The 20,400-nt window shown below is 67.9% G+C and carries 19 protein-coding genes; 1 reads left to right on the forward strand and 18 read right to left on the reverse strand.

Features of this window, described 5'->3' with window-relative positions; genetic code table 11:
* Positions 1-4 precede the first annotated feature (4 nt).
* The 18 genes from QTI33_RS26645 to QTI33_RS26730 form a co-directional block, all read right to left on the reverse strand.
* Positions 5-1,057, reverse strand: coding sequence for an acyl-CoA dehydrogenase family protein (locus tag QTI33_RS26645; protein ID WP_286509374.1), 1,053 nt, complete (start codon positions 1,055-1,057; stop codon positions 5-7).
* Between the two features lie 10 nt (positions 1,058-1,067).
* The gene (locus tag QTI33_RS26650) at positions 1,068-2,249 is read right to left on the reverse strand and encodes an acyl-CoA dehydrogenase family protein (RefSeq protein ID WP_286509375.1); all 1,182 of its coding nucleotides are present in this window, start codon (positions 2,247-2,249) and stop codon (positions 1,068-1,070) included.
* Between the two features lie 33 nt (positions 2,250-2,282).
* Entirely contained in the window at positions 2,283-3,272 is a 990-nt protein-coding gene (locus QTI33_RS26655; protein ID WP_286509376.1) for a quinone oxidoreductase family protein, read from the reverse strand.
* Positions 3,269-4,876 (reverse strand): class I adenylate-forming enzyme family protein, encoded by a 1,608-nt coding sequence (locus tag QTI33_RS26660; RefSeq protein ID WP_286509377.1) that lies wholly within the window; start codon positions 4,874-4,876, stop codon positions 3,269-3,271. The genes QTI33_RS26655 and QTI33_RS26660 overlap by 4 nt, the downstream gene beginning before the upstream one ends.
* A gap of 14 nt (positions 4,877-4,890) precedes the next feature.
* The gene (locus QTI33_RS26665) at positions 4,891-5,607 is read right to left on the reverse strand and encodes an SDR family NAD(P)-dependent oxidoreductase (protein WP_286509378.1); all 717 of its coding nucleotides are present in this window, start codon (positions 5,605-5,607) and stop codon (positions 4,891-4,893) included.
* A 37-nt stretch (positions 5,608-5,644) separates the two neighbouring features.
* The gene (locus tag QTI33_RS26670; protein WP_286509379.1) at positions 5,645-6,745 is read right to left on the reverse strand and encodes a glycerol dehydrogenase; all 1,101 of its coding nucleotides are present in this window, start codon (positions 6,743-6,745) and stop codon (positions 5,645-5,647) included.
* Positions 6,746-6,747: 2 nt separating this feature from the next.
* Complete coding sequence (locus QTI33_RS26675; protein ID WP_286509380.1) at positions 6,748-7,734, reverse strand: transketolase family protein; 987 nt, start codon at positions 7,732-7,734, stop codon at positions 6,748-6,750.
* Entirely contained in the window at positions 7,727-8,572 is an 846-nt protein-coding gene (locus tag QTI33_RS26680) for a transketolase (protein WP_286509381.1), read from the reverse strand. Before QTI33_RS26680 ends, QTI33_RS26675 begins: the two co-directional genes overlap by 8 nt.
* Before the next feature lie 17 nt (positions 8,573-8,589).
* The gene (locus tag QTI33_RS26685) at positions 8,590-9,306 is read right to left on the reverse strand and encodes an ABC transporter ATP-binding protein (protein ID WP_286509382.1); all 717 of its coding nucleotides are present in this window, start codon (positions 9,304-9,306) and stop codon (positions 8,590-8,592) included.
* Positions 9,287-10,024 carry an ABC transporter ATP-binding protein gene (locus QTI33_RS26690; protein ID WP_286509383.1) on the reverse strand — a complete coding sequence of 246 codons (738 nt, stop codon included), beginning with the start codon at positions 10,022-10,024 and terminating at the stop codon, positions 9,287-9,289. Before QTI33_RS26690 ends, QTI33_RS26685 begins: the two co-directional genes overlap by 20 nt.
* On the reverse strand, positions 10,021-11,070 hold the full coding sequence (locus QTI33_RS26695; RefSeq protein WP_286509384.1) for a branched-chain amino acid ABC transporter permease: 1,050 nt from the start codon (positions 11,068-11,070) through the stop codon (positions 10,021-10,023). The genes QTI33_RS26690 and QTI33_RS26695 overlap by 4 nt, the downstream gene beginning before the upstream one ends.
* A gap of 10 nt (positions 11,071-11,080) precedes the next feature.
* On the reverse strand, positions 11,081-11,965 hold the full coding sequence (locus QTI33_RS26700; RefSeq protein ID WP_286509385.1) for a branched-chain amino acid ABC transporter permease: 885 nt from the start codon (positions 11,963-11,965) through the stop codon (positions 11,081-11,083).
* 83 nt (positions 11,966-12,048) lie between these two features.
* Positions 12,049-13,314, reverse strand: a complete 1,266-nt coding sequence (locus tag QTI33_RS26705) for an ABC transporter substrate-binding protein (RefSeq protein ID WP_286509386.1) — start codon at positions 13,312-13,314, stop codon at positions 12,049-12,051.
* 127 nt (positions 13,315-13,441) lie between these two features.
* Positions 13,442-13,864, reverse strand: a complete 423-nt coding sequence (locus QTI33_RS26710; protein ID WP_286509387.1) for a PaaI family thioesterase — start codon at positions 13,862-13,864, stop codon at positions 13,442-13,444.
* Between the two features lie 201 nt (positions 13,865-14,065).
* Complete coding sequence (locus QTI33_RS26715; protein ID WP_286509388.1) at positions 14,066-14,674, reverse strand: site-specific integrase; 609 nt, start codon at positions 14,672-14,674, stop codon at positions 14,066-14,068.
* A 717-nt stretch (positions 14,675-15,391) separates the two neighbouring features.
* Entirely contained in the window at positions 15,392-15,688 is a 297-nt protein-coding gene (locus QTI33_RS26720; protein WP_286509389.1) for a hypothetical protein, read from the reverse strand.
* On the reverse strand, positions 15,685-17,622 hold the full coding sequence (locus tag QTI33_RS26725) for an aconitase family protein (RefSeq protein ID WP_286509390.1): 1,938 nt from the start codon (positions 17,620-17,622) through the stop codon (positions 15,685-15,687). Before QTI33_RS26725 ends, QTI33_RS26720 begins: the two co-directional genes overlap by 4 nt.
* 23 nt (positions 17,623-17,645) lie before the next feature.
* Positions 17,646-18,647 (reverse strand): tripartite tricarboxylate transporter substrate-binding protein, encoded by a 1,002-nt coding sequence (locus QTI33_RS26730; RefSeq protein ID WP_286509391.1) that lies wholly within the window; start codon positions 18,645-18,647, stop codon positions 17,646-17,648.
* A 104-nt stretch (positions 18,648-18,751) separates the two neighbouring features.
* Between QTI33_RS26730 and QTI33_RS26735 the strand changes: the two genes are divergently transcribed.
* Positions 18,752-19,660 carry a LysR family transcriptional regulator gene (locus tag QTI33_RS26735; protein ID WP_286509392.1) on the forward strand — a complete coding sequence of 303 codons (909 nt, stop codon included), beginning with the start codon at positions 18,752-18,754 and terminating at the stop codon, positions 19,658-19,660.
* Positions 19,661-20,400 lie beyond the last annotated feature (740 nt).

Raw genomic sequence — 20,400 nt, forward strand, 5'->3', positions numbered from 1 at the left:
ACGCTCAGGCCGCCAGCAACTGCGCGCGCACATCGATGCGCGCGAGTTGCGCCTCGGCGCCACCGAACAGCGTGGCGGCGACATGCAGTCGCCGGTAGAAGTGGGTCAGCTTGTATTCCTCGGTGACGGCGATGCCCCCCGAGACCTGGATCAGCTGGCCCGCGGCGCGCAGCGCACGCCGGCCCAGGAAGCTCTTGGCCGCCGCCAGCGTCGGCCAGGGGCCTTCGGGCGCGGCGTCGAGTTCGGCCGCCACGCGGCCAGCCAGCGCCAGCAGCTGCTGCAGGTCACAGAAGATCTCGGCCATCTTGTGCTGTACCGCCTGTTGTGCCGACAGCGGCTTGCCGAATTGCGTGCGCTGCTTCAGGTAGTCCAGGGTCAGCGTGAAAGCGGCATCGAGGACGCCCGCGCTGTCCGCCACCTGGGCGGCGGCGGCGAGATCGAGGGCGCGCTGCGCGGCCGGGAGGCCCTCCACGGCCAGCACCGGCGTGGCGCGGAAACTGAATTGCGGCGCGCGGCGGCCGTCGACGAGCCGCGCGTCGGTCCTCGACACGCCGGGAGCCTGCAGATCCGCGAGCAGCAGCGCCGGTACGCCATCGCGTGCTGCCGGCACCAGCAGGTGCGTTGCGTGGGCGCCGCCCAGCGCGGTGCCGGCGCGGCCCTCGAGGCGGCCGGCGGCACTGCAGCGCGCCGCGTCGTCGCCCTGCGCGCGATCCGCCAGGCCGATGCGCATCGCGCCGCTGGCCAGTGCCTCGGCCTGCGCGGGCATTGCCTTGGCCAGGAGCGGCGCGAGCACCAGGTGCAGATCGAGCGCCTCGGGCCGCGCGTCGCGGCCGGCTTCGCGGATCAGTTCGAATGTCGCGGCATGGCGCGCGCCGAACCCGCCGGCATCCACCGGCAGCGACAGGCCGAGCCAGCCCAGTTCGGCCATCTGCGGCCAGGCCGCTGCGTCCTCCGCATGGCCGCTGCGAAAGGCCGCGACGCGCGCTTCCAGCGGATGGTTGGCGCCGAACCAGCGGCGCGCGGTGTCCAGCAGCAGATCGATGTCTTCACGTTCCACGGATGTCCTCTCACATGTCCAGGATGGACTTGGCGATGATGCTTTTCTGGATCTCGTTGGCGCCCGCGTAGATCGTCACCACGCGGCGAAAGAAGTGGCGCTCGGCCCAGCCCAGGCCCTCGGGCGCCAGCAGGCCGCCGCCATAGTCGGGCGACAGCACGATGCCGGCCTGCCCCAGCAGCGCCAGTGCGGTCTCGCTGACCCGCTGCTGCAGCTCGGAGCCGCGGATCTTCAGCGTCGAGGCGGCCGGTCCCGGCTCCTTGCCCGACATCTGCTCCGCAAGGACGCCGAGCGCGGCCGATTCGAGCGCGACGAAGTCGGCGGTGAGCGCGGCCAGCCGCCGCCGCACCCGCGCATCCTCGATCAGCGGCCGTCCTTCCGCGTCCTTGCAGTGGCGTGCGATGCGGTCGAGTTCGACGATGTCGCGCTTGGTGCGCGGTGCCTGGGCGTTGTTGACGCGCTCGCGCGCCAGCAGCTCCTTGGCATAGGTCCAGCCGTTGTCGAGCTTGCCGATCACGTTCTCGCGCGGCGTTCGCACGTTGTCGAAGAACACCGCATTGACGCTGTGCCCCTCGTCCATCGTGAGGATCGGCTGCAGGGAGATGCCGGGGGCGCGCATGTCGACGATGAACTGGGTCAGGCCGGCCTGCGGCTTGACCTCGCCGTCGGTGCGGGCCAGGCAGAACATCAGGTCGGCGTGATGGCCGCTGGACAGCCAGGTCTTCTGGCCGTTGATGACCCACTCGTCGCCCTCGAGTCGCGCCGTGGTCTTGAGCGACGCCAGGTCGGACCCGGCATTGGGCTCGGAGAAGCCCTGGCACCAGAACTCCTCGCCCGCCAGCACCTTCGGCAGGTAGCGCGCCTGCTGCTCGGGACTGCCCGCGGCGATGATCATCGGCCCGGCCAGGAACAGCCCGTGCACATCGCCCAGCGGCGCGTCGGCGAAGGCCGACTCCTCTTCGAAGATGTAGCGCTGCAGCTCGGTCCAGCCGGTGCCGCCGAATGCGCGCGGCCAATGCGGTGCGCCCCAGCCGTGCGCATTCAGCGTCGCCTGCCAGCGCGCCATCGGTTCGCGCTCCAGGTGAAGGCCGGCGCGCGTGGCGTGCACCAGATCGCCGGTGAGCTTCTGCTGAAGGAACTCGCGCACCTCGGCACGGAAGGCGCGAAGTTCGGGCGTTTGGAAAATGCTCATGGTCAGCCTCGTGTCATGCGTCGGACCTGGGTGTCAGGGAATGAGGATCAGCGAGCCGCTGGTCCCGCGCCCCTGCAGCGCGCTGTGGGCCGCCGCGGCATCGGCCAGCGCAAAGCGCCCGCCGATGTGCACCACCAGGTCGCCGCTCGCGATCAGCCCGTAGAGCACATCCGCGGCGGATTGGAGATCGGCATGCGTGTTGACGTAGGCGAACACCCCCGGCACCGAGACCGTCAGCGAGCGCGCCGGCCCCAGGTCCGCCAGCTTGACTTCGGGCAGCCCCTCGGCAACCTGGCCCAGGTTCACCAGCTGCCCGAACGGCTTGAGGATGGTCAGCGAGTCGTGGAAGACCTGGCCGCCCAGGCCTTCGAACACCCACTCGACGCCCGCGCCGCCGGTCAGCCGCTTCACGCCGTCGACAAAAGGCTCTTCGTTGTAGAGGATCACCTCGTCGCAACCGCGCGCCCGCGCCAGCGCGGCCTTCTGGGGCGATCCGACCGTGCCGATCACACGACAGCCGAAGCGCTTGCTCCACTGCGTCAGCAGCGAGCCGAGGCCGCCCGCCGCAGCGTGGACCAGCACCGTGTCGCCGGCCTGCGGCCGCGTGACCCGATGCAGCAGCATGTGCGCGGTCAGCCCCTGCAGCGTGCCCGCGGCGGCCTGCTCGAAGCTGACCCCGGCCGGCAGGCGCAGCAGCAGGCGCTGCGGCAGGTTGCGCAGGCTCGCGTAGCTGCCGACCGGCGGACAGGCGTAGGCGACGCGGTCGCCCGGTGCGAAGCGCGTCACGCCCTCCCCCACCGCCACCACCTCACCCGCCGCCTCGACGCCGAGCATGCCGGGCAGCGAGCGCAGCGGGAACACGCCGCGGCGATGGTAGGTGTCGAGGTAGTTGATGCCGACCGCATGCTGGCGGATCTGCACCTCGCCCTCGGCGGGCGCGGCGACGTCGATGGGTTCATGGCGCAGCTGCTCGGCGCCGCCATAGGCGTGGATGCGAACGGCGTATTCCTGGCGTCGCGTCATGCGACCTCCTTGCTGACAAGTCGGGGGTTGAGAAGCAGGTCGCGCAGATCGCGCTTGAGGATCTTGCCCATCGGGTTCTTCGGCAGGGCGGCCAGCACATGCCATTGGCGCGGGACCTGGTAGTCCGCGAGGTGCAGCGCGCAGTGGCTGCGCAATGCCTCGGGCTCGAGAACGACACCCGCAGCGGCCACCACGCAGGCGGCGATGTCCTCGCCCAGGCCGGCATGCGGGACGGCCACGACGGCGGCTTCCGCCACGCCCGGGAAGCGGTACAGCACCTCCTCCACCGCGGCCGAGGCGATCTTCAGCCCGCCGCGATTGATGATGTCCTTCTTGCGATCGACGAAGTGCAGGTGCCCTTCGTCATCGAATCGACCGATGTCACCGGTGCGCACCCAGCCGTCGACGAAGGTCTGGGCGCTGGCCTCGGGGTTGCGGAAGTAGCCGAGCGCCATCGACCGACCGGAGAACTCGATCTCTCCGGTGTCTCCGGACGCCGCCGGGCGGCCCGCGTCGTCGACCACGCGCACCGCGCAGCCTCGCATCGCGCTGCCGATGCAGCCGGCCTTGCGCGGCAGGAACCACGGCGCGAGAAAGGTGCCCGCGGGTCCGGTCTCGGTCATGCCCCAGATGTGCACCTGGTCGACCCACGGCAGGCGCTCGCTGAACTTGGCGATCACCTCGGCCGGCATCGCGGCGCCGCCGTAGCCGAGCCGCCGCACGCGCGACAGGTCGTAGCGCCCGCGCGCGTACTCGTCGATCATGAAGTGCAGCGGCGAGGTGACGCCGTGGTAGACCGTCGTGCCCTCGCTCTCGATCAGGCGCAGCCGCCCCGCGTTGTCGAGCGTGGTCTGCTCGAGCACGGCACCGGCGCCATGGGCCCAGGCAGACATGCAGGCCATGTTGAGCACCGAGCTCGTGAAGATCGGCCAGGCACCCTGGTAGGTGTCCTGGTCCGTGAGGCCGATGGCGCCGCCCACCGCATAGCCGCAGAAGAGCTGGCTGCGATGGCAATGCAGGACCGCCTTGGCACGCGCGGTGGTGCCGGAGGTGAAGAGCAGCACGCTCGGGCTGTCCGCCTGCGCCGCCTCGGGCAACTCGAGCGCGTGGAAGACCTGCTCGGGCTCCGGCCAGGCCGCCTCGTGGCCCGAATCGCCGCCCAGCACCAGCATCGACGCCGAGGGGCAGAAGCGCTTCAGGCGCGCCTGTGCTTCGGCGGTCGTCACGATGAGCGCGGGCTCGACCAGGGCCAGCGCGTGCTGCAGTTCGTCGTCCGACGCGCGCACGTTGAGCGGTGCCACGACCGCGCCGAGCCGCCAGCAGCCCAGTGCCGTCAGCACCGCCTCGCGCACCGCATCGTTGGACAGGAAAAGCGCCACGCGCTCTCCCTGCCGCAGACCACGCAGATGCAGTCCGCGCGCCATCGATTCCATGCGGATCACGAGCTGCGCATAGGTCAACCGGTCGCGATGGCCGCGATGGCTGTGCGCCGACAACGCCAGCTTGAAGGGGTGCTGCACGGCGCGGCGCCTCAGCAGGTCCGGCACTGTCAGGCCGTGCAGTTCGTTGTGGAGAGCCGCCCCGGGATCGCTCATGTCGTTCATTTCCTGCCTCCGGCTCAGGCGGCGCTGTAGCCGCCGTCGACCGGCAGCGTGACGCCGGTGATGTAGCGGGCATCGGCGGAAGCGAGGAAGGCCGCGGCCTTGGCAATGTCGAAGGGCTTGCCCCAGAAGCCGGCTGGCAGGCGCTTCCTGATCTCGCGGCTGCGCGACTCGTCACTGAAAGCGGCCTCGGACATCCGGGTCTCGATCCAGCCCGGCGCCACCGCGTTGACCCGGATGCCTTCGGCCGCGTAGGCAACGGCGAGCGAACGCGTGAGCGACACGATGGCGCCCTTGCTGGCGCTGTAGGCCGGATTTCGCGGCGAGCCGAAATAGCTCCACATCGAGGCGAAGTTGACGATGCTGCCCCGCGCGGCCGCGAGGGCCGGGCGCAGCAACAGGCAGGCCAGCTGGGTACCGCTCAGGTTGACGTCGACCACCTTGCGAAAGCCGTCGATGGTGAACTCCGCACCACCGTGCTGGATGATGCCGGCCGCGTTCACCAGCACCTGCACCTGCGTCAGGCCAGCGGTCACCCGGCGCATGGCTTGCTCGTCGGTGATGTCGAGCGCGTGGAACTCGATGCCCGAGCCTTCGAGTTCGGGTTCGGTGTCGAGACCGAGGGCGATCACGCGGTGGCCGCGCGCGTGCAGTTCGAGGCCGGTGGCCAGGCCGAGGCCGGTGCCGCCGCCGGTGATCACGGCGACGGGGGGGGTGCCGGTGCTGGGTGTCATGGTGTGGGATGGGTTTGTCATGAAGGTCGAACGAAGCTCAGGCGCCGGCCAGCGCTTCCAGCCGGTGCATCGCGGTTTCGAAATCGGCGGCCGAGAGCGGCCGCTGGAAGTGCCTCAGGTGGGGCGAGCTCATCGTCCCGTCGGCGATGGCGCGGATCGTCGCCGCACCCGGATCGCGCACGCCCAGTCCTGCGAGGTTCACGGCCAGACCGACCGAGCGATGGAAGGCCAGCTGCGCCGCCAGAAAGTCCGGCGATCGATCTTCGAGAATGAACTGCACCAGCAGGCCGTAGCCCACATGGAAGCCATGCAGCGTGGTCTCGGAGCCGGCCGCGAGCGGCAGGCCGCGCGTGATCGAATGCGCCAGCGACAGGCCGCTGTTCTCGAAGGCCAGGCCGCTCAGCAGCACCAGTGCCTCGATCAGGCGCTCGAAGGCCGGCGTGGGCGCGCCGCCGTCGAGCGCTTGCAGACCTTCGACAGCGTCCTCGCGAATCACGCGTTCGCAGGCGATGGACAGCTGCTGCGCCGCGATCGTGCCCGCACCTGCGAACAGATTGAGCCCACCGCTGGCCCGGACCTGGTCGCCTTCGTAGAGCTTGCACAAGGCGTCGCCGACGCCCGAGACGAGAAGCGTGCGCGGCGCCCGCACGAGCACTCGGGTGTCGACCAGCACCGCATCGGGATTGCGAGGCAGGAACTCCACCGACACCATGCGATGCGCGTCGTCGTAGTAGACGAAGGCCTTGCTGCACGGCCCGTCGTTGGAGGCCGAGGTCGGCAGCACGATGAGCCGCGCCCCGAGTTCGCGCGCCACGGCCTTCCCGGTATCGACGCCCTTGCCGCCGCCGGCGGCCAGCACGACGTCGGGCGCGTGGCCGCCTTCGCGCGCGGCGGCCACCAGCGCCCGCACGGCCGCTTGCGTGACGTCGCCGCGCACCGCCACCCAGCGCAGCTCGAGGCCCTGCGCGCGGCAGGCTGCGGCGGCGGTGTCGAAGACCAGCCCATGCACGATCTCGTCGGCGACCAGCAGCGGCTGCCGGCCGAGGCTGGCCGCCACCTCGCCCGCCAGGCCGATCGCGCCGGGCCCCTGGTGATAGCGGTGGACCGCGCCGAAGACGCGGATCGCGTGCGGATCCATGCTCACTGGATCCACGCAGCGACGCGCTCGCAGATGCGCGCTGTCGTCAGTCCGTAGCGGTCCTGCAAATACGGCAGCGAGCCGCACTCGATGAAGCGGTCGGGGATCGCGATCTTCAGCAGCTTGCGCGCCAGACCCGCCTCCTGCAGCGCATCGATCACCAGCGTTGCCAGGCCGCCGATCGCCACATGGTTCTCGACCACCACCAGCCGCCGCGCCGAGGCCGCGAATGCGAGCAGGCCGTCGACGTCGAAAGGCTTGATCGTCGCACTGTGGAAGACCGACGCCGAGACGCTGCCCTGGCGGAAGTACTCGGCCGCATCGATGGCCCGTTCCGTCATGAAGCCGGTCGAGACGAAGCCGACATCGACGTCCTTGCCGGCGTCGCCGATCACATGCCCCTTGCCCACCTGGAAGCGATGGGTCGACGGGTCGAACACCTGCGCCACGTTGGCGCGCAGGAGCCGGCAATACAGGGTGCCGGGCATGTCGACCGCCATCTGCGCGATCTGTGCCATCTCGGTGGCGTCGCAGGGATCGATCACCGTCATGTTCGGGATCGACCGCATCAGCGCCAGGTCCTCGGTGGCCTGATGGGTGCCGCCGTAGCCGGTCGTGAGCCCCGGGTTGCCGGCGAACATCTTCACGCGCTCGTTGCTGTGTGCACAGGCGATCGCCAGGAAATCGTAGGCGCGGCGCGTCGCGAAGGTTCCGTAGGTGGTGCAGTAGGCCACCTTGCCGACCTTCGACAAGCCCGCGGCCGCAGTCACCAGCGCCTGCTCGGCCATGCCGACGTTGAAGAAGCGCTCGCCATGGCGGGCGCGGAAATCGGCGGTGTCGGTGTACTTGCCGAGATCGGCGGTCAGCAGCACGAGCTCCGGGTGGGTTTCGGCGGCCTTCATCATGCCCACCGAAAAAGGCGCGCGCACCGACGGACGGCCCACGATCGCCTCGGACTCGCTCATCGCGAGGGTCTGTGCCTCAAGCATTCTCGATCTCCAGTTCACGGGCCAGGTCATCCCATTCCTCGGCGTCGATGCGCACGAAGTGGGCACGGTCGCGCTGCTCCACGCGGCGGATGCCACAGCCCGGTCGCGTGCGCAGCACCACCGCCTTGGGCTTGCCGGCGCGCGCGCGGCTCCATTCGAAGGCGTCGAGCAACTGGCCCAGGTCGTTGCCGTCGATCTCCATCGTCTCCCAGCCGAAGGCGGCGAAGCGGCCGGCCACGGGTTCGATCGGCACCACGATCGGCCCGTCGGCCTGGATGCCGTTGCAGTCGATCCAGCAGACGAGGTTGTCGAGGCCGAAGGCCGCGGCGGTGCTTGCGCCCTCCCAGGTCGAGCCCTCCTGCAGCTCGCCGTCGGAGATCTCCACGTGGATCGCCGAGCGGTGGCCGTCGAGGCGATAGCCCATCGCGGCGCCGGCCGCGATGCCCAGGCCGTGTCCCAGCGAGCCGCCAGTCATCTCGACGCCTGGCACATGACCCTCCATCGTGCTCATCTCGAGGGGGCTGCCATCGGCGCCGTAAGTCAGCAGGCTCTCGCGGCTGAGGATGCCCAGCTCGGCGAAAGCGGCCCACAGGGCGATCGAGTTGTGGCCCGTCGAGAGGTAGAAGCGCTGCCGGTCGGCGCGCGAGAAATCGAGGTCCTCGGGCTTGAATTCGTCGAAGTACAGCACTGTCAGGAAGTCGGCGATGCCCAGGCCCTGGCCCAGGTAGCCCTGACCCTTGCCGCGCGCCTGGGTCACCATGTGGCGCCGCAGGTTGAGCGCGGTGGCGCGCAGCGCCGCCAGGCGTTCGGTGTCGTTCGGTGTCGTCCGTGCATTCATGGTGTTGCGAAGGCTCCTTACATGCCCAGGTAGGTGGATCGCAGGTGCGCATTGGCCAGCAGATCGGGCCCGGTTCCCTGCAGCGAAATGGCGCCGTTCTCGACCACATAGCCGTAGTCGGCCATCTGCAGCACCTTGAAGACGTTCTGCTCGATCACCAGCACCGTGACGCCGAGGTCACGGATCTTGCGGATCGAATCGAAGAGGCGGTCGACCATGATCGGCGCCAGGCCCAGCGAGGGCTCGTCGAGCGCCAGCAGCTTGGGCTTGGCCATCAGCGCGCGTCCCACGGCAACCATCTGCTGCTGCCCGCCGGACAGCGTGGAGGCCGCGAGCCTCTGCCGCTCTTCGAGGATCGGAAACAGCGCGAACACCTCGGCCAGCGTCTGCTCGCGCACAGCCCGCGCGCGCGGGTTGTGCGCTCCCACCAGCAGGTTCTCGCGGATCGACATGCCGAGGAACAGCTGCTTGCCTTCGGGCGACTGCACGAAGCCGCTCTCGACCACGCGGTGCGGCGGCCGGCCCTGCAGCTCGACGCCATCGAGCTGGATCGAACCGGCGCTCGGCCGCAGCAGGCCCGATGTGGTGCGCAGCAAGGTGGTCTTGCCGGCGCCGTTGGCGCCGATCAGCGCCACCAGCTGGCCCGGCTCGACCTTCATCGACAGGCCGCGCAGCACGGACACGTCGCCATAGCCGACCGTGAGGTCGCGGATCTCAAGCGCCGGCTTCGACATAGTCGTCTCCAAAGTAGGCCTTGAGCACGTTGGGCTGGCTCACCACGTCGGCCGGCAGGCCGTCGGCGATGAGCTCGCCGAGATGCATCACGATCACCCGGTCGGACAGGCTCATGATCACCTTCATGACGTGCTCGATGATCAACACGGTCACGCCTCGGTCGCGCACCCGCTGGATCAGGCCGACCATCGTCATCGCCTCCTGCGGCGTGGCACCGGCCACGACCTCATCCATCAGCAGCAGGCTGGGCTCGGTGGAGAGTGCGCGGCCGAGTTCGACCTTGCGGCGCTCGAAGGCGGTGAGGTTGTCGGCGTCGACGTCGGCCAGCGCACTCATGCCGAGGAAGTCCAGCAGCTCGTCGGCCTTGGCCCGGCTGCGCTGGCGGTCGTTGGTCTTGACCAGCGAGCCGACCACCAGGTTCTCGCGCGTCGACATGCCGCCGAACGGGCGCGACAGCTGGAAGGTGCGCGCCAGTCCGGCCCGGCAAACGTCCCACGGCCGCTGGCCCGTGATGTCGCGGCCTTCGAGCGCGATGCGGCCGGTGTCGGGGCCGATGAAGCCGGCGATCATGTTGAAGGCCGTCGTCTTGCCCGCGCCGTTGGGTCCGAGCAGGCCGAGGATCTCGCCGCGCCGCAGTTCGAAGGACAGCGACTTCACGGCCTGGACGCCGCCGAAGCGCTTGGCCACCTGGTCGACCTGGAGGAGCACTTCGCTCATTTGGCGCCTCCTGCTACGGGATAGCTGCCCGAAGACGGTGCGGCCCGGCGATGCGCACTGGCGCCGCGCAGTCGGGCCATGAGGCGACGCGCCACTTGCTGCAGTGGATGCAGCAGGCCCTTGGGGAGGTACAGCACGGCGACGATCAGCACCAGCCCGTAGAGGGCAAGGTGCAGGCCGGCGAACTGGCCGCCGAGATAGGTGCGGGTGATCTCCGCCAGGGGCGCGAGGAACAGCGCACCGATCAGCGGACCGAACACCGTGCCCTGTCCGCCGATGATGCTCATCAGCGCCATGTCGATCGACAGCTCCGTGCCCATGTTGCGCTCCGGATTGATGAAGCGGATGAACTGGGCATAGAAGCTGCCGCCAAGTGCGGTCATGAAGGCGCTCATCGCCAGTGCGGTGAGCGTGTAGCGGGTCGGATTGATGCCGAGCGACTCGGCCGCGTCGCGGTCGCCGCGGATCGCCTTCAGGCAGACGCCGAGACGGCTGCGCTCCATCAGCCAGGTGATGGTCATCACCGCGACCAGCATGCCGAGGATGATGTAGTAGTACGGCACCTTGCTCTCGAACTGGAACTTCGCCCAGCTGGTGCCGACCAGCGGCACCGAGAGCCCTTCGGCACCCTTGAGCTGGATGCCGAACACGACGTCGGTGTTCTCGAACCAGATGCGGATGATTTCCGCGAAGGCGATCGTCGTCAGTGCGAAGTACGGTCCGCGCAGCCGCATGGTCGGATAGCCCATCGCGACGGACAGCAGGGCCGCCGCGACGCCGCCTGCCAATGCGCCCAGCCACGGCGACAGGCCCATGCCGGTCAGCAGCAGCACCGAGGCATAGCCGCCGACGCCGCTGAAGACCGAGTGGCCGAAAGAGATCTGGCCGACATAGCCGCACATCAGGTTCCAGGCGGACGCCAGGTACGCGAAGTACAGCACCATGATCACCGAATGGATCAGGAACTCGTCGTGCAGCACCAGCGGCAGCGCAATGCAGGCCAGCAGCAAGGCGGCGATGGCGAGGAAGTTGAAGCGAGGGGTCATTGGCTTGCTTTCACTTGCGGCCCATCAGGCCCTGGGGCCGTACGAGCAGGATCAGGATGAAGAGCCCGAGCGAGAAGATCGAGGCGGTCGGCGTGGCGACGAACTGCGAGGCGACCGACTCGAACAGCCCGATCACGATGCCGCCGACCAGCGAGCCCGCGATGCTGCCGATGCCGCCCAGCACGACCACGATGAAGGACTTGATGCCGAAGCTGAGACCGACCTGCGGTGTGATCGGAATGAACGGCGCGATCAGGCAGCCCATCACGCCGACCATGGCGCAGCCGAGGCCGAAGGTCACGTTGTAGACAAGGGGCACGTCGACGCCAGACATCGCCGCCGCATCGCGATTCTGCGCTGTCGCCCGGATCGCACGGCCGAGGTCGGTGCGCGCCAGCCAGAGCGACACGCCGGCCGCCATCGCCAGCGCCGCCACCGCCGCCACCACCCTGAAGGTGTTGAGCGGGAAGCCCGCCACCATGAGGCTGGTGACCTGGACCAGCGACGGCGTCGACCGCACGTTGGGGCCGAAGGCCATCAGCGCCAGGTTGTCGATCAGGATGTAGACGCCCGCCGTCAGCAGCAGCGCGCTCACAGGCTCCACGACCAGCGCCCGCTCGCGCCGGATCAGCGGGCCGATCACGAACCACTGCACAAAGTAGCCCAGCACGAACATGAGCGGCGCCGCGATCAGGACGCTCACGTAGGGGTCGATTCCACCGAGTTTCTGCAGCCAGAACGCGGCGTACATCGCCAGCATCAGGAAGGAGCCGTGGGCGAAGTTGACGATTCGCAGCACGCCGAAGATCAGGCTCAGGCCCAGCGCGATGCCGCCCAGCATCGCGCCGACCAGCAGGCCGTTGAAGGCGGCGTAAGTCAGTACGTAGGTGTCCACGGAAGGGTCCTTGCTTGGTCCGAGGGGCGTCGGGCCGCGCCGTGCCGATGGCACGGGCGCTCCCGGCGGCGTGCGTCAGCGGCTCAGCGCTGGGCCCAGGCCGGCACTGGCCAGACGGGCTTGGTGTCGGCCGCGCGGTTTTCGCTCGGCCAGACGGTGCGACGCTTGCCGCCGATGTTCTCGGAGATCACGCCGTGGGCGAAGGTGTTCTGGCCCGCAGCGTCGAACTTGATCCGCTGGTAGCCGGGGAACAGGGCCGGGCCCGAGGTGATGTCCGTCGCGGCCAGCGCGTCACGCAGCTTGTCGCGGTCGGCGGACTTGGCGCGCTCCAGGGCATCCTTGATCACGTAGACCGACGACAGTCCCTGCGACACGTAGGCGCTCATGCCATAGCCCAGGGCGGCGCGGGTGCGCTTGTCCGCATCGGCGAGCAGCGGATCCTTGTTGGTCTCGAGCGCGTCGACCTGCCAGTCTTCCTGGACGAAGTAGTAGGCCACCATCGGCGCCTGGACCGCGGCGTAGAACGAGGGGTCCTCGGTGCCGCCCCCGGCCGAATGCACACCGAAAGGCAGGTCGAGCCGCTGTTCCGCCAGCTGGCGCGTGAAGAGCAGCTGGTCCGGGGTATAGAGCGCGAGGATCAGCGCGTCCGGCTTCGCCGAGCGGATCTTGAGCAATTGCGAAGTGAAATCGACCTGGTTCGGGGGTGCCGGCTCGTCCAGCACGATCTCGATGCCACGCTCGGTGGCGAGCTTGCGGATGTTGGCCGCATGCGAACGGCCCCAGTCGCCGCCCTCGTAGAACAGGGCGGCCCGCTTGACCTTCTTGCCGGTTTCCTTGGCCAGCAGGTCCATGGCGTCGAGCTGCTCGCGCGCGTCGTAGGTCGCCTTGTTGTTGATCCGGAAGACATACTTGTAGTTTCGCTCGGTGATCTCGTCCTTGACCGCCCCGACCACCACCCACGGCGTCTTGCTGCGCTCGGCCAGCTCGGTGGCCGGGAAGGTCACCGCGCTGTTGAAGGCCCCGCACATCACCGCGACCTTCTCGCGCTGGATCAATCGCTCGGTCTCGGACACGCCCACGTCGGCTTTCGACTGCGAGTCTCCGAACACGGCCTCCAGCTTCGCACCGCCCATGGCCTGGACGCCACCGGCCGCGTTGATCTGCTCCACCGCGGCGACGACACCGGCACGGGTCTGGTTGCCGACAGCGGCCGAGCCACCGCTGAGCGGCAGCACGCAACCGATCTTGACCGGCGTCTGGGCCGCGGCGCTGGCGCACAGCCCCAGCGAAAAGGCCCCCGCCGCCACGATGCCGCGCAGCACGCCGTGGCGCTTCGATTCCAAGCTCATGGATGTCTCCGTCGTTGTTGAAGTGAGCGCAGAGTGTCGAATTCAGCTGTTCACGACGCGGCGGAAATACGGTCAATCGTTCACCATGTGAACCTGTCGCTTTCCCCTATCCGGGGAATCGGCGCATCTATGCCGAGAGCGGCACGTAGAAGACCGCACTGGCGCGGACCAGCACCTGGTCGCCGGACCGGATCACGCACTCACCGAAGCGCACGCGGCCCCGTTCCTTGGTCAGTTCGACGTGGGCTTCGATCCAATCGCCGACGCGCCCGGCGGCGATGTAGTCGAGCTTGAGGTTGAGGGTCAGCGTGGTCTCGACCCCCTCGCCGGTCCGCGCCAGGTTGGCGCCGATGGCGACATCCGCGAGCGTCGCCAGCATGCCGCCGTGCAAGACGCCGTAGCGGTTGGCATGTCGAATCTCGGCACGGAACGCGAGCACGAATTGGCTGGTGTCGGATGATGCCTTCATGAACAAGGGACCGACATGATCCAGGAAGCCCTCGTGCAGATCGGAGGGCGTGAAACCTGTGGGAACGATGGAGGCGTGCATTGCTTCAGAAGTGAGAGATGTCCTGTGCGCATTCTCCGCGCGGACGGCTCGCGACCGAATGGGATGGCTGTCGGCGGCTGGCGGCAGCCTCCGGTGGCGCCGCCGTTGCTCGGGGTTCTTTACTAGAGACGAAAGGTGCGCAGGCGGCTCAGGCTCCATAGCGGCGGAGGGTGCCTAAGTTTCCGGCCGAGGATCCCCGGTCTATTGACTACAACTGGACAGCCACCGCACGGTCCCTGCGCGGCGCCGAGCGGCATCATCCTGAGCATCGTCGAGCACCGCGTTCAACCGTTGCCATTGCGCCATCGTCAGCGATCGCTGGGAACCCAAGGGCCGCACTACTGTGTTCGGCATGGCAATACCCGCGAACGGATTGCCCACGAGGTAACCTTGAGCCATGAGGAAGGCAAACAGGGTCCGCAGGATCGTGACCGCCTGGCGCTGTGCCGCCCTCGAAAGTGAGCCCTTGAGGGGTCGCCACAGCGGCGACCACCGCTGATGGTGACGGCGGCCACACCAATGGCTCGGCGGATCGGCCAGAAAGCCCAGATAGGCTGCGGCATCGTCGACTCCCAGGGATGAGAAAGTCTTGCTCCGCTCCAGGATCGACCAAAGGAGGAGCCGTTCTGCCTCCTTGCGGCAGGTCCGTTGCGTTGCCGGCACGTCCCTTCTGCGTACCAGGGATGCACGGTCGTCCTCGGCATCGAGCAGGCACTGCGCCTGCGGCAGGCGAGAGCGCCCTGCCCGACCGTCCAGCGCTGGGGGAACACGCAACTTCTCGAGCGGCACCAGCCCCGTAGAGGCTGGCACGACTTGAGCGAGTTCGGCGGTAGTAAAGGTTGGGCGCTTCGCGCCATCAACTCGCCACACTGGCCTTCACACCGGAGGGCAAGCGAGACGACAAGTGCACGAATTTTGGGGACTATGGTGTGCGGCCACACAACTGTGGCTATTCCGTGGTCGCCAGATTCCCCTTCGCGGTGGGAAGCGACAACGCCGATTCCTTCGAAGTGATACTTTCAAATGGCAAGGGGTACATCGCTGAGGCGCCGCTATTGAGTTGGAGAGGGCTTAAGGCAATGCCCTGACGGCGACGTCTATGGGCATGAGTACGCATCCGCCTGGGCAGACGCCGGGCTAAATCCACGATCGGTGATCGTCGCCGTCGGCACGTAGGCGTTGCCACCCCGACGCGCGACCTCGTTCCGAGTAAGCGCAAGCAGGTCGCGCTTCGCCTCGGCCATGCTCCAGTAGTTCACGTTCCCCGTCACTTCCACAACGCCGAGGAACTTGCAGGGGCTGTTCGCCCCAGGTGGCGCGACCTGCCGCACCTGCAGGGCGGCAGGGTCGTGTGGCGTCGCACATGCGGTGCGATTTTGCGTCGGGCCACAGCTTTTCGGCATTCGCGAATGTTCGATCGTGGCCGACAGCCGTCGGTCGAGCAAACTTAGCAACTCGGAGACGCTAGTCCGCCAAGTGATTCAGCGTAGGAATCGGGCACATGTGGGTGCTTCGGAGGGCGATGGATCAGGACCACAGCGGTTCGTAGAGGGGCAACTCGACGGGGAGCCAGACGAAAAAGCCCATGGACGACAACAAGGCGGCGCGGGCAGAGGGAAGCCAAGATCGTTCCACTGTGAACCTTCTTGGCTTTTTTCTTGGCGCGACGATCCAAGGCTCACCGCGATAGGCAGGTATGGGCTGCGGATTCAGCATGTCCGCAATGCGTGTGATGCCGACCTTGGCCCAGTCGATGCGCGTCGAAGCCGGACGAAGTGATTTTTTGTTCCTCTTGGGCACATCCCCGAATGGCGAGATGCTCACTGCCCGATCGATGCCTTCAGTTCCGAGAAGCTCACGATCCGGCCGGCGATCGCGCTGGCGGCTACTGTGGAAGGGCTGGCGAGCCACAGCGCGCCCGGGCCCGAGCGACCCGGAAAGTTGCGATTGATCGCGCTGATCGTGACTTGGTCCTCGCGCTCGCTGGCGCCCGGGCCCGCATTGATGCACGCCCCGCAACCGGGCTCGACCAGCTCGACGCCCATGCGCTCGAAGAGCGCCACCATCTGCATCCGGTCGCTGCGCGCGCGCACGTCCTCGCTGCCGAACTGCAGGAAGAATCGCACGCCGGGCGCGATGCCGAGCCGGTGTTCTTCGGCCCAGGCCAGCACCGCGTGGTAGGCCCCGATGTCCTCGAGCTTGCCCCCCGTGCAGGAGCCACCGTACGCAATGTCGATCGCGACCGCCTTGTCGAGTGCCGACAGCGCAAGGCCCTGCCCGGGATCCCCGGGGCGCGCCACCATGGGTTCGAGCGTGCCGCAATCCACCTCGATCTCGTGCGCATACTGCGCCCCCTCGTCGCTGCACATCCAGGGTTCGAGTCGGAAGTCGACGCCCCGACGCTCGCGCAGGAAGCGAAGCGTTTCATCGTCGGGGGCCACGATGCCCGTCAGGCCGCCGATCTCGGCCACCATGTTGGTGAGCGTGGCGCGCGCGTCCGTCCCCATCGCGCGCAGCGCCTCGCCGGTGTACTCGAAGACGAGTCCGACCAGGCTTCCGTTGCGGACCTCCGGCAGGCGCAGCAGATGCAGCACGACATCCTTGGCGTCGACCCCGTCGGGCAGCGTCCCGCGCAGCTGCACCCGACAGACCTTCGGCGCTGCCACGCGCACATCGCCCGTGATCCAGGCGTTGGCCATTTCGCTCGCACCGATGCCGAAGGCAAAGGCCCCGAGCGCGCCGCAATGCGGGGTATGGGAATCGGTGCCGATCGCGACCTGGCCCGGCAACACGTAGCGCTCGGTCATGATCGAGTGGCAGATGCCTTCCGCCCCCTTTCTTCCGGGCACGCGGTGATGCAAGCGGACGCCGTGCTGCGCGCAGAATTCTTCCTGCATCCTGCCCATCGCCATCGCTGAGTCGAGCAGCCCCAGGGCGCGCTTTGCCGGTGACATGGTCTCTTCGACATAAACCAGGTGATCCGCGAAGCACTGGATCGATGCGACGTCCTGCAACGCAATGTCGGGGCCCATCGCGTTGTTCATGAATGCGGCGCACATCCCGGTCACGTAGTCGTGCGAGTAGCGCCAGTCCGCCTTCACGAAGCTGATGCCCGAAGTCGAAGGTGGCCTCCTGGCCGAGCGCGCGATGATCTTCTCGACGTAGGTCAACGGGCGGCGCTCGGGCGGTTGCGGCTCCATCGCGATCTCGCCGGCGAGCCGGGCTTTCGTGTAGTTGAAGAGCCCCCCGCGCGCCAACACCTCGGCCGTCACGGCATCCAGCCCCGCCACCAGCTCCGAGACCGGGATCGCCTCGCCCGCGCGGATGCGATCGACGAGGCCGAAGTCGCTCGACGTGAAGATGCCGAGGTTGTGGCAGTTCTGGCGATAGATGCGCTCGAACTTCTGCGCGATGACCAGGCGGATGCCCGCCATGCGCTCGGCATAAGGACTCGCCTCGCGCGACGAGCCCTTGCCGTAGCGCGTGCCGGCCACCGTCACCGCGAAGCCGCCGCGCCGCACCTGGTCGGTGCCGATGGGCCTGCGACCCTCGCAGGTAAGGCCCACGTAGGGATAGCGGCCGAGCGTCTCGTCGACATGGAAGCAGGCCCAGCCCGGCGTGATCTCGTCCGTGGACACGTCGTCGCGCAGCTTGCCGGCTTGTGCCTGCGAGAGATCCTCGCCGGCGATCTGCCGGTCGATCAGCGTCGGATCCTCCGACAGTAAAAGGATGCGGCCTTCGAATCGGATGGCATGCATGTCGGCTCCTCTGGCTGCGCCGATCATTCGACCAGCTTGACGTCGGCATCGCGAATGATGCCCTCGCGCTGCTGTCGCTCCGCCTGCATGCGCTTGGCGAAATCAGTCACCGTCCCGCCAGTGGGCGTGAGGCCCAGCTCGGCGAGCTTGCTGCCGACGCTCGGGTTGCGCAGCGCGATGCCAACGGCCTCGTTGAGCCGAGCGACGATCGGCGCCGGCGTCGACTTGGGCGCCATCAGGCTGTAGCTCACCAGCATGTCGGTGCCAGGCAAGGTCTGCCCCATGCGGGGAATCTGCGGCTGAGCCTCGTACACCTTGGTGGACGCCACGCCGACCAGCTTGATCTTGCCGGCCGCCACCATCGGCTGCGCCGTGCTAACCAGCGTGATCAGCATGTCGATCTGGCCCCCGGCGAGGTCGCCCAGCGCCGCGCCGGCTCCGCGGTAGGGCACATGATTGAGGCGGACCTGGCCTGACTTGGCAATCAGCTCGCCCAGCAGATGATGATCGGTCCCGACGCCGGGGGTGCCGAAGCTTAACGGCGCGCTGCTGGCTTTCGCTTGCTTCAAGAGGCCTGCGAAGTCGTTGGCCGGTGACGCGCTATTGACCGCGATCACGAGCGGCGCCTCCGCCAGGTGCGCGACCGGTGCAAGTGCTGCCACGGCGTCTTCCGCCTTCTTGCCGTAGAGCGCCGGATTGATGGCGTACAGGCTGTCGGTCGCCAGTAGCAGCGTGTAGCCGTCCGCGGGCGCCTTGGCGACCAGCGAGGTTCCGACCAGCCCGCCCGCGCCCGTGCGGTTGTCAACCACGACCGGTTGCTTGAGCGTTTCGGTCAGCGAGTTGGCCAGCACGCGACCCAGGATGTCCGCGCTGCCGCCCCCCGCGAAAGGCACGACGAGCGTGATCGGTCGGGCAGGATAGGCATCGGCGGCGGCAGCGCCACTGACGATGCCGCAGGCGCAGGCAGCCAGTGCGGCGCCGCGCATCAGCGTTCCGACGGCGAATTTCGCGCTGTTCAACTTCATGCTTGTCTCCAGGTGGGGGTATGCCCCTTACTCTAGATTTCCCTTAGAGACACAAACTTCAATTTGGCGCATTGTTCGTTCCCGTTTGGAACTTATCTCCCCCGATGCGCACCGATTTCGATCCTGTGAGCCTGCGCCTCTTCCTGGCCGTCTGCGAAGAGGGAAGCATCGTGAGGGCGGCCGATCGGATGTCCATCGTGCCCTCGGCCGTGAGCAAGCGCATGGCTGCACTCGAGGACGACGTCGGCATCGAGCTGCTGCAGCGTGGCGCCGGGGGCATGGGCCCCTCCGAGGCCGGTCAGGCATTCGCAAGGCAGGCCCGGGAGGTGATAGCCGGCATGGACCGCATGCACACGACCATGCGCGACATGGCGACGGGCGGCGCCGGGACGGTTCGTATCCTCGCGAGCCTCGCGGCACTGTCGCACCGTCTGCCTGCCGACATCGCCGCCGTGCTTGGAAAGCACCCGGCCCTAAAACTTAGTCTGCGCGAGGCGTCCTCCAGCGAGATGGTGCGGCAGGTGAAAGAGGGGGCGGCCGACCTCGCGGTGTGCTGGGACGTCGCAGACTTGACGGGGCTGCGGACCGTGCCCTATCGACCCGACCATGCCTGCGCCCTGGTTTCGCGCGCCCATCCGCTGTCCCGAAGGAAGTCCGTGCCCTTCGCGGAGACGCTCGGCTACGACCATGTGAGCGCGATGCCCGGCAGCATGATGGAGACGATGTTGCGCCGGCATGCGGCGGTGGCGGGCAAGACCTTGCAGCCACGCATCGAAGTCGAGAGTTTCGAGGGCGTCGCCCATGTTGTCGCGGCCGACCTCGGCATCGGCATCCTGCCGCGCGAGGTGCTGCGCCCATGGGTCGACGCACTGCCGATTCGCGTGATTCCCTTGTCCGACGAATGGGCCACTCGGCGCTTCGTCGTGTGCTTTCGGACAGAGCCCTATGTGTCGCGTGCCGCGCAGATCGTCGCAGAGGGGCTTCGGCTCGCTGCCACCATAGCGGCGGAATGAACGCGTCCGCTGTTTGCCCCTTCTCGAACGTTGAGCCACGCAGCGGCGAACTTCCGCTTGTGGCCGGTTGCGGCTGCATGCGCCGACCTACTCATAGGTGCAGCCCACTGGACTGCCCGCGCCCAGACCGACCATGGCGATTGCCTGTCTTCGCTTCTCGACGCAGCCAGGCGCGAGGGACTTTGCCAACAGGAATTCTGCTGCAGCGCAGTCGGCAGCGGTGCCGCTTGTGACACGCCCGTCCCGATAGCGGCATTCGGTCAGGCTGGCGTCTTCTGCATTGGGTGTCCAAATGCGCACGGGGTCGCCGCGGATGACCTCGGTGGCCGCGATGACGACCCAACGAGTTCCTTGGGGAGCCCAGACCACTTGGCAGCCGCTATATGACCTACCGATGCTTCGCGCACGGGGGTAGACGCGTAGGACAACACCATGGGCTTCCTTCTCTCCCGCGGACTGGGGCGGTGCTGCCAGCAGGCAGTTCTTCCCATGAGGCCTCTCTGCCCGTACAGCCGGCGCCGCCACCACGAGAACGAGTGCGAGCAAAAGACAGTTCGGCCAGGTCAGTTTCATCGTTTTTGAACGCCACTGTTCAGCGAATCCTGGCCTAGCGAGCAAGGTCCGGTTCTGGCCGAGGCCGTGTGTAAACGGCTTTGATCGCTGGTATGCAGAACACGCGGCCGTGTGGTCGTCATCAGGCGCCACGGATTCATCCAGTGGTCTCATAGCGCAAACGCAGG

Source organism: Variovorax davisae (genome assembly GCF_030316845.1).
GTDB classification, from domain to species: domain Bacteria; phylum Pseudomonadota; class Gammaproteobacteria; order Burkholderiales; family Burkholderiaceae_C; genus Variovorax; species Variovorax davisae.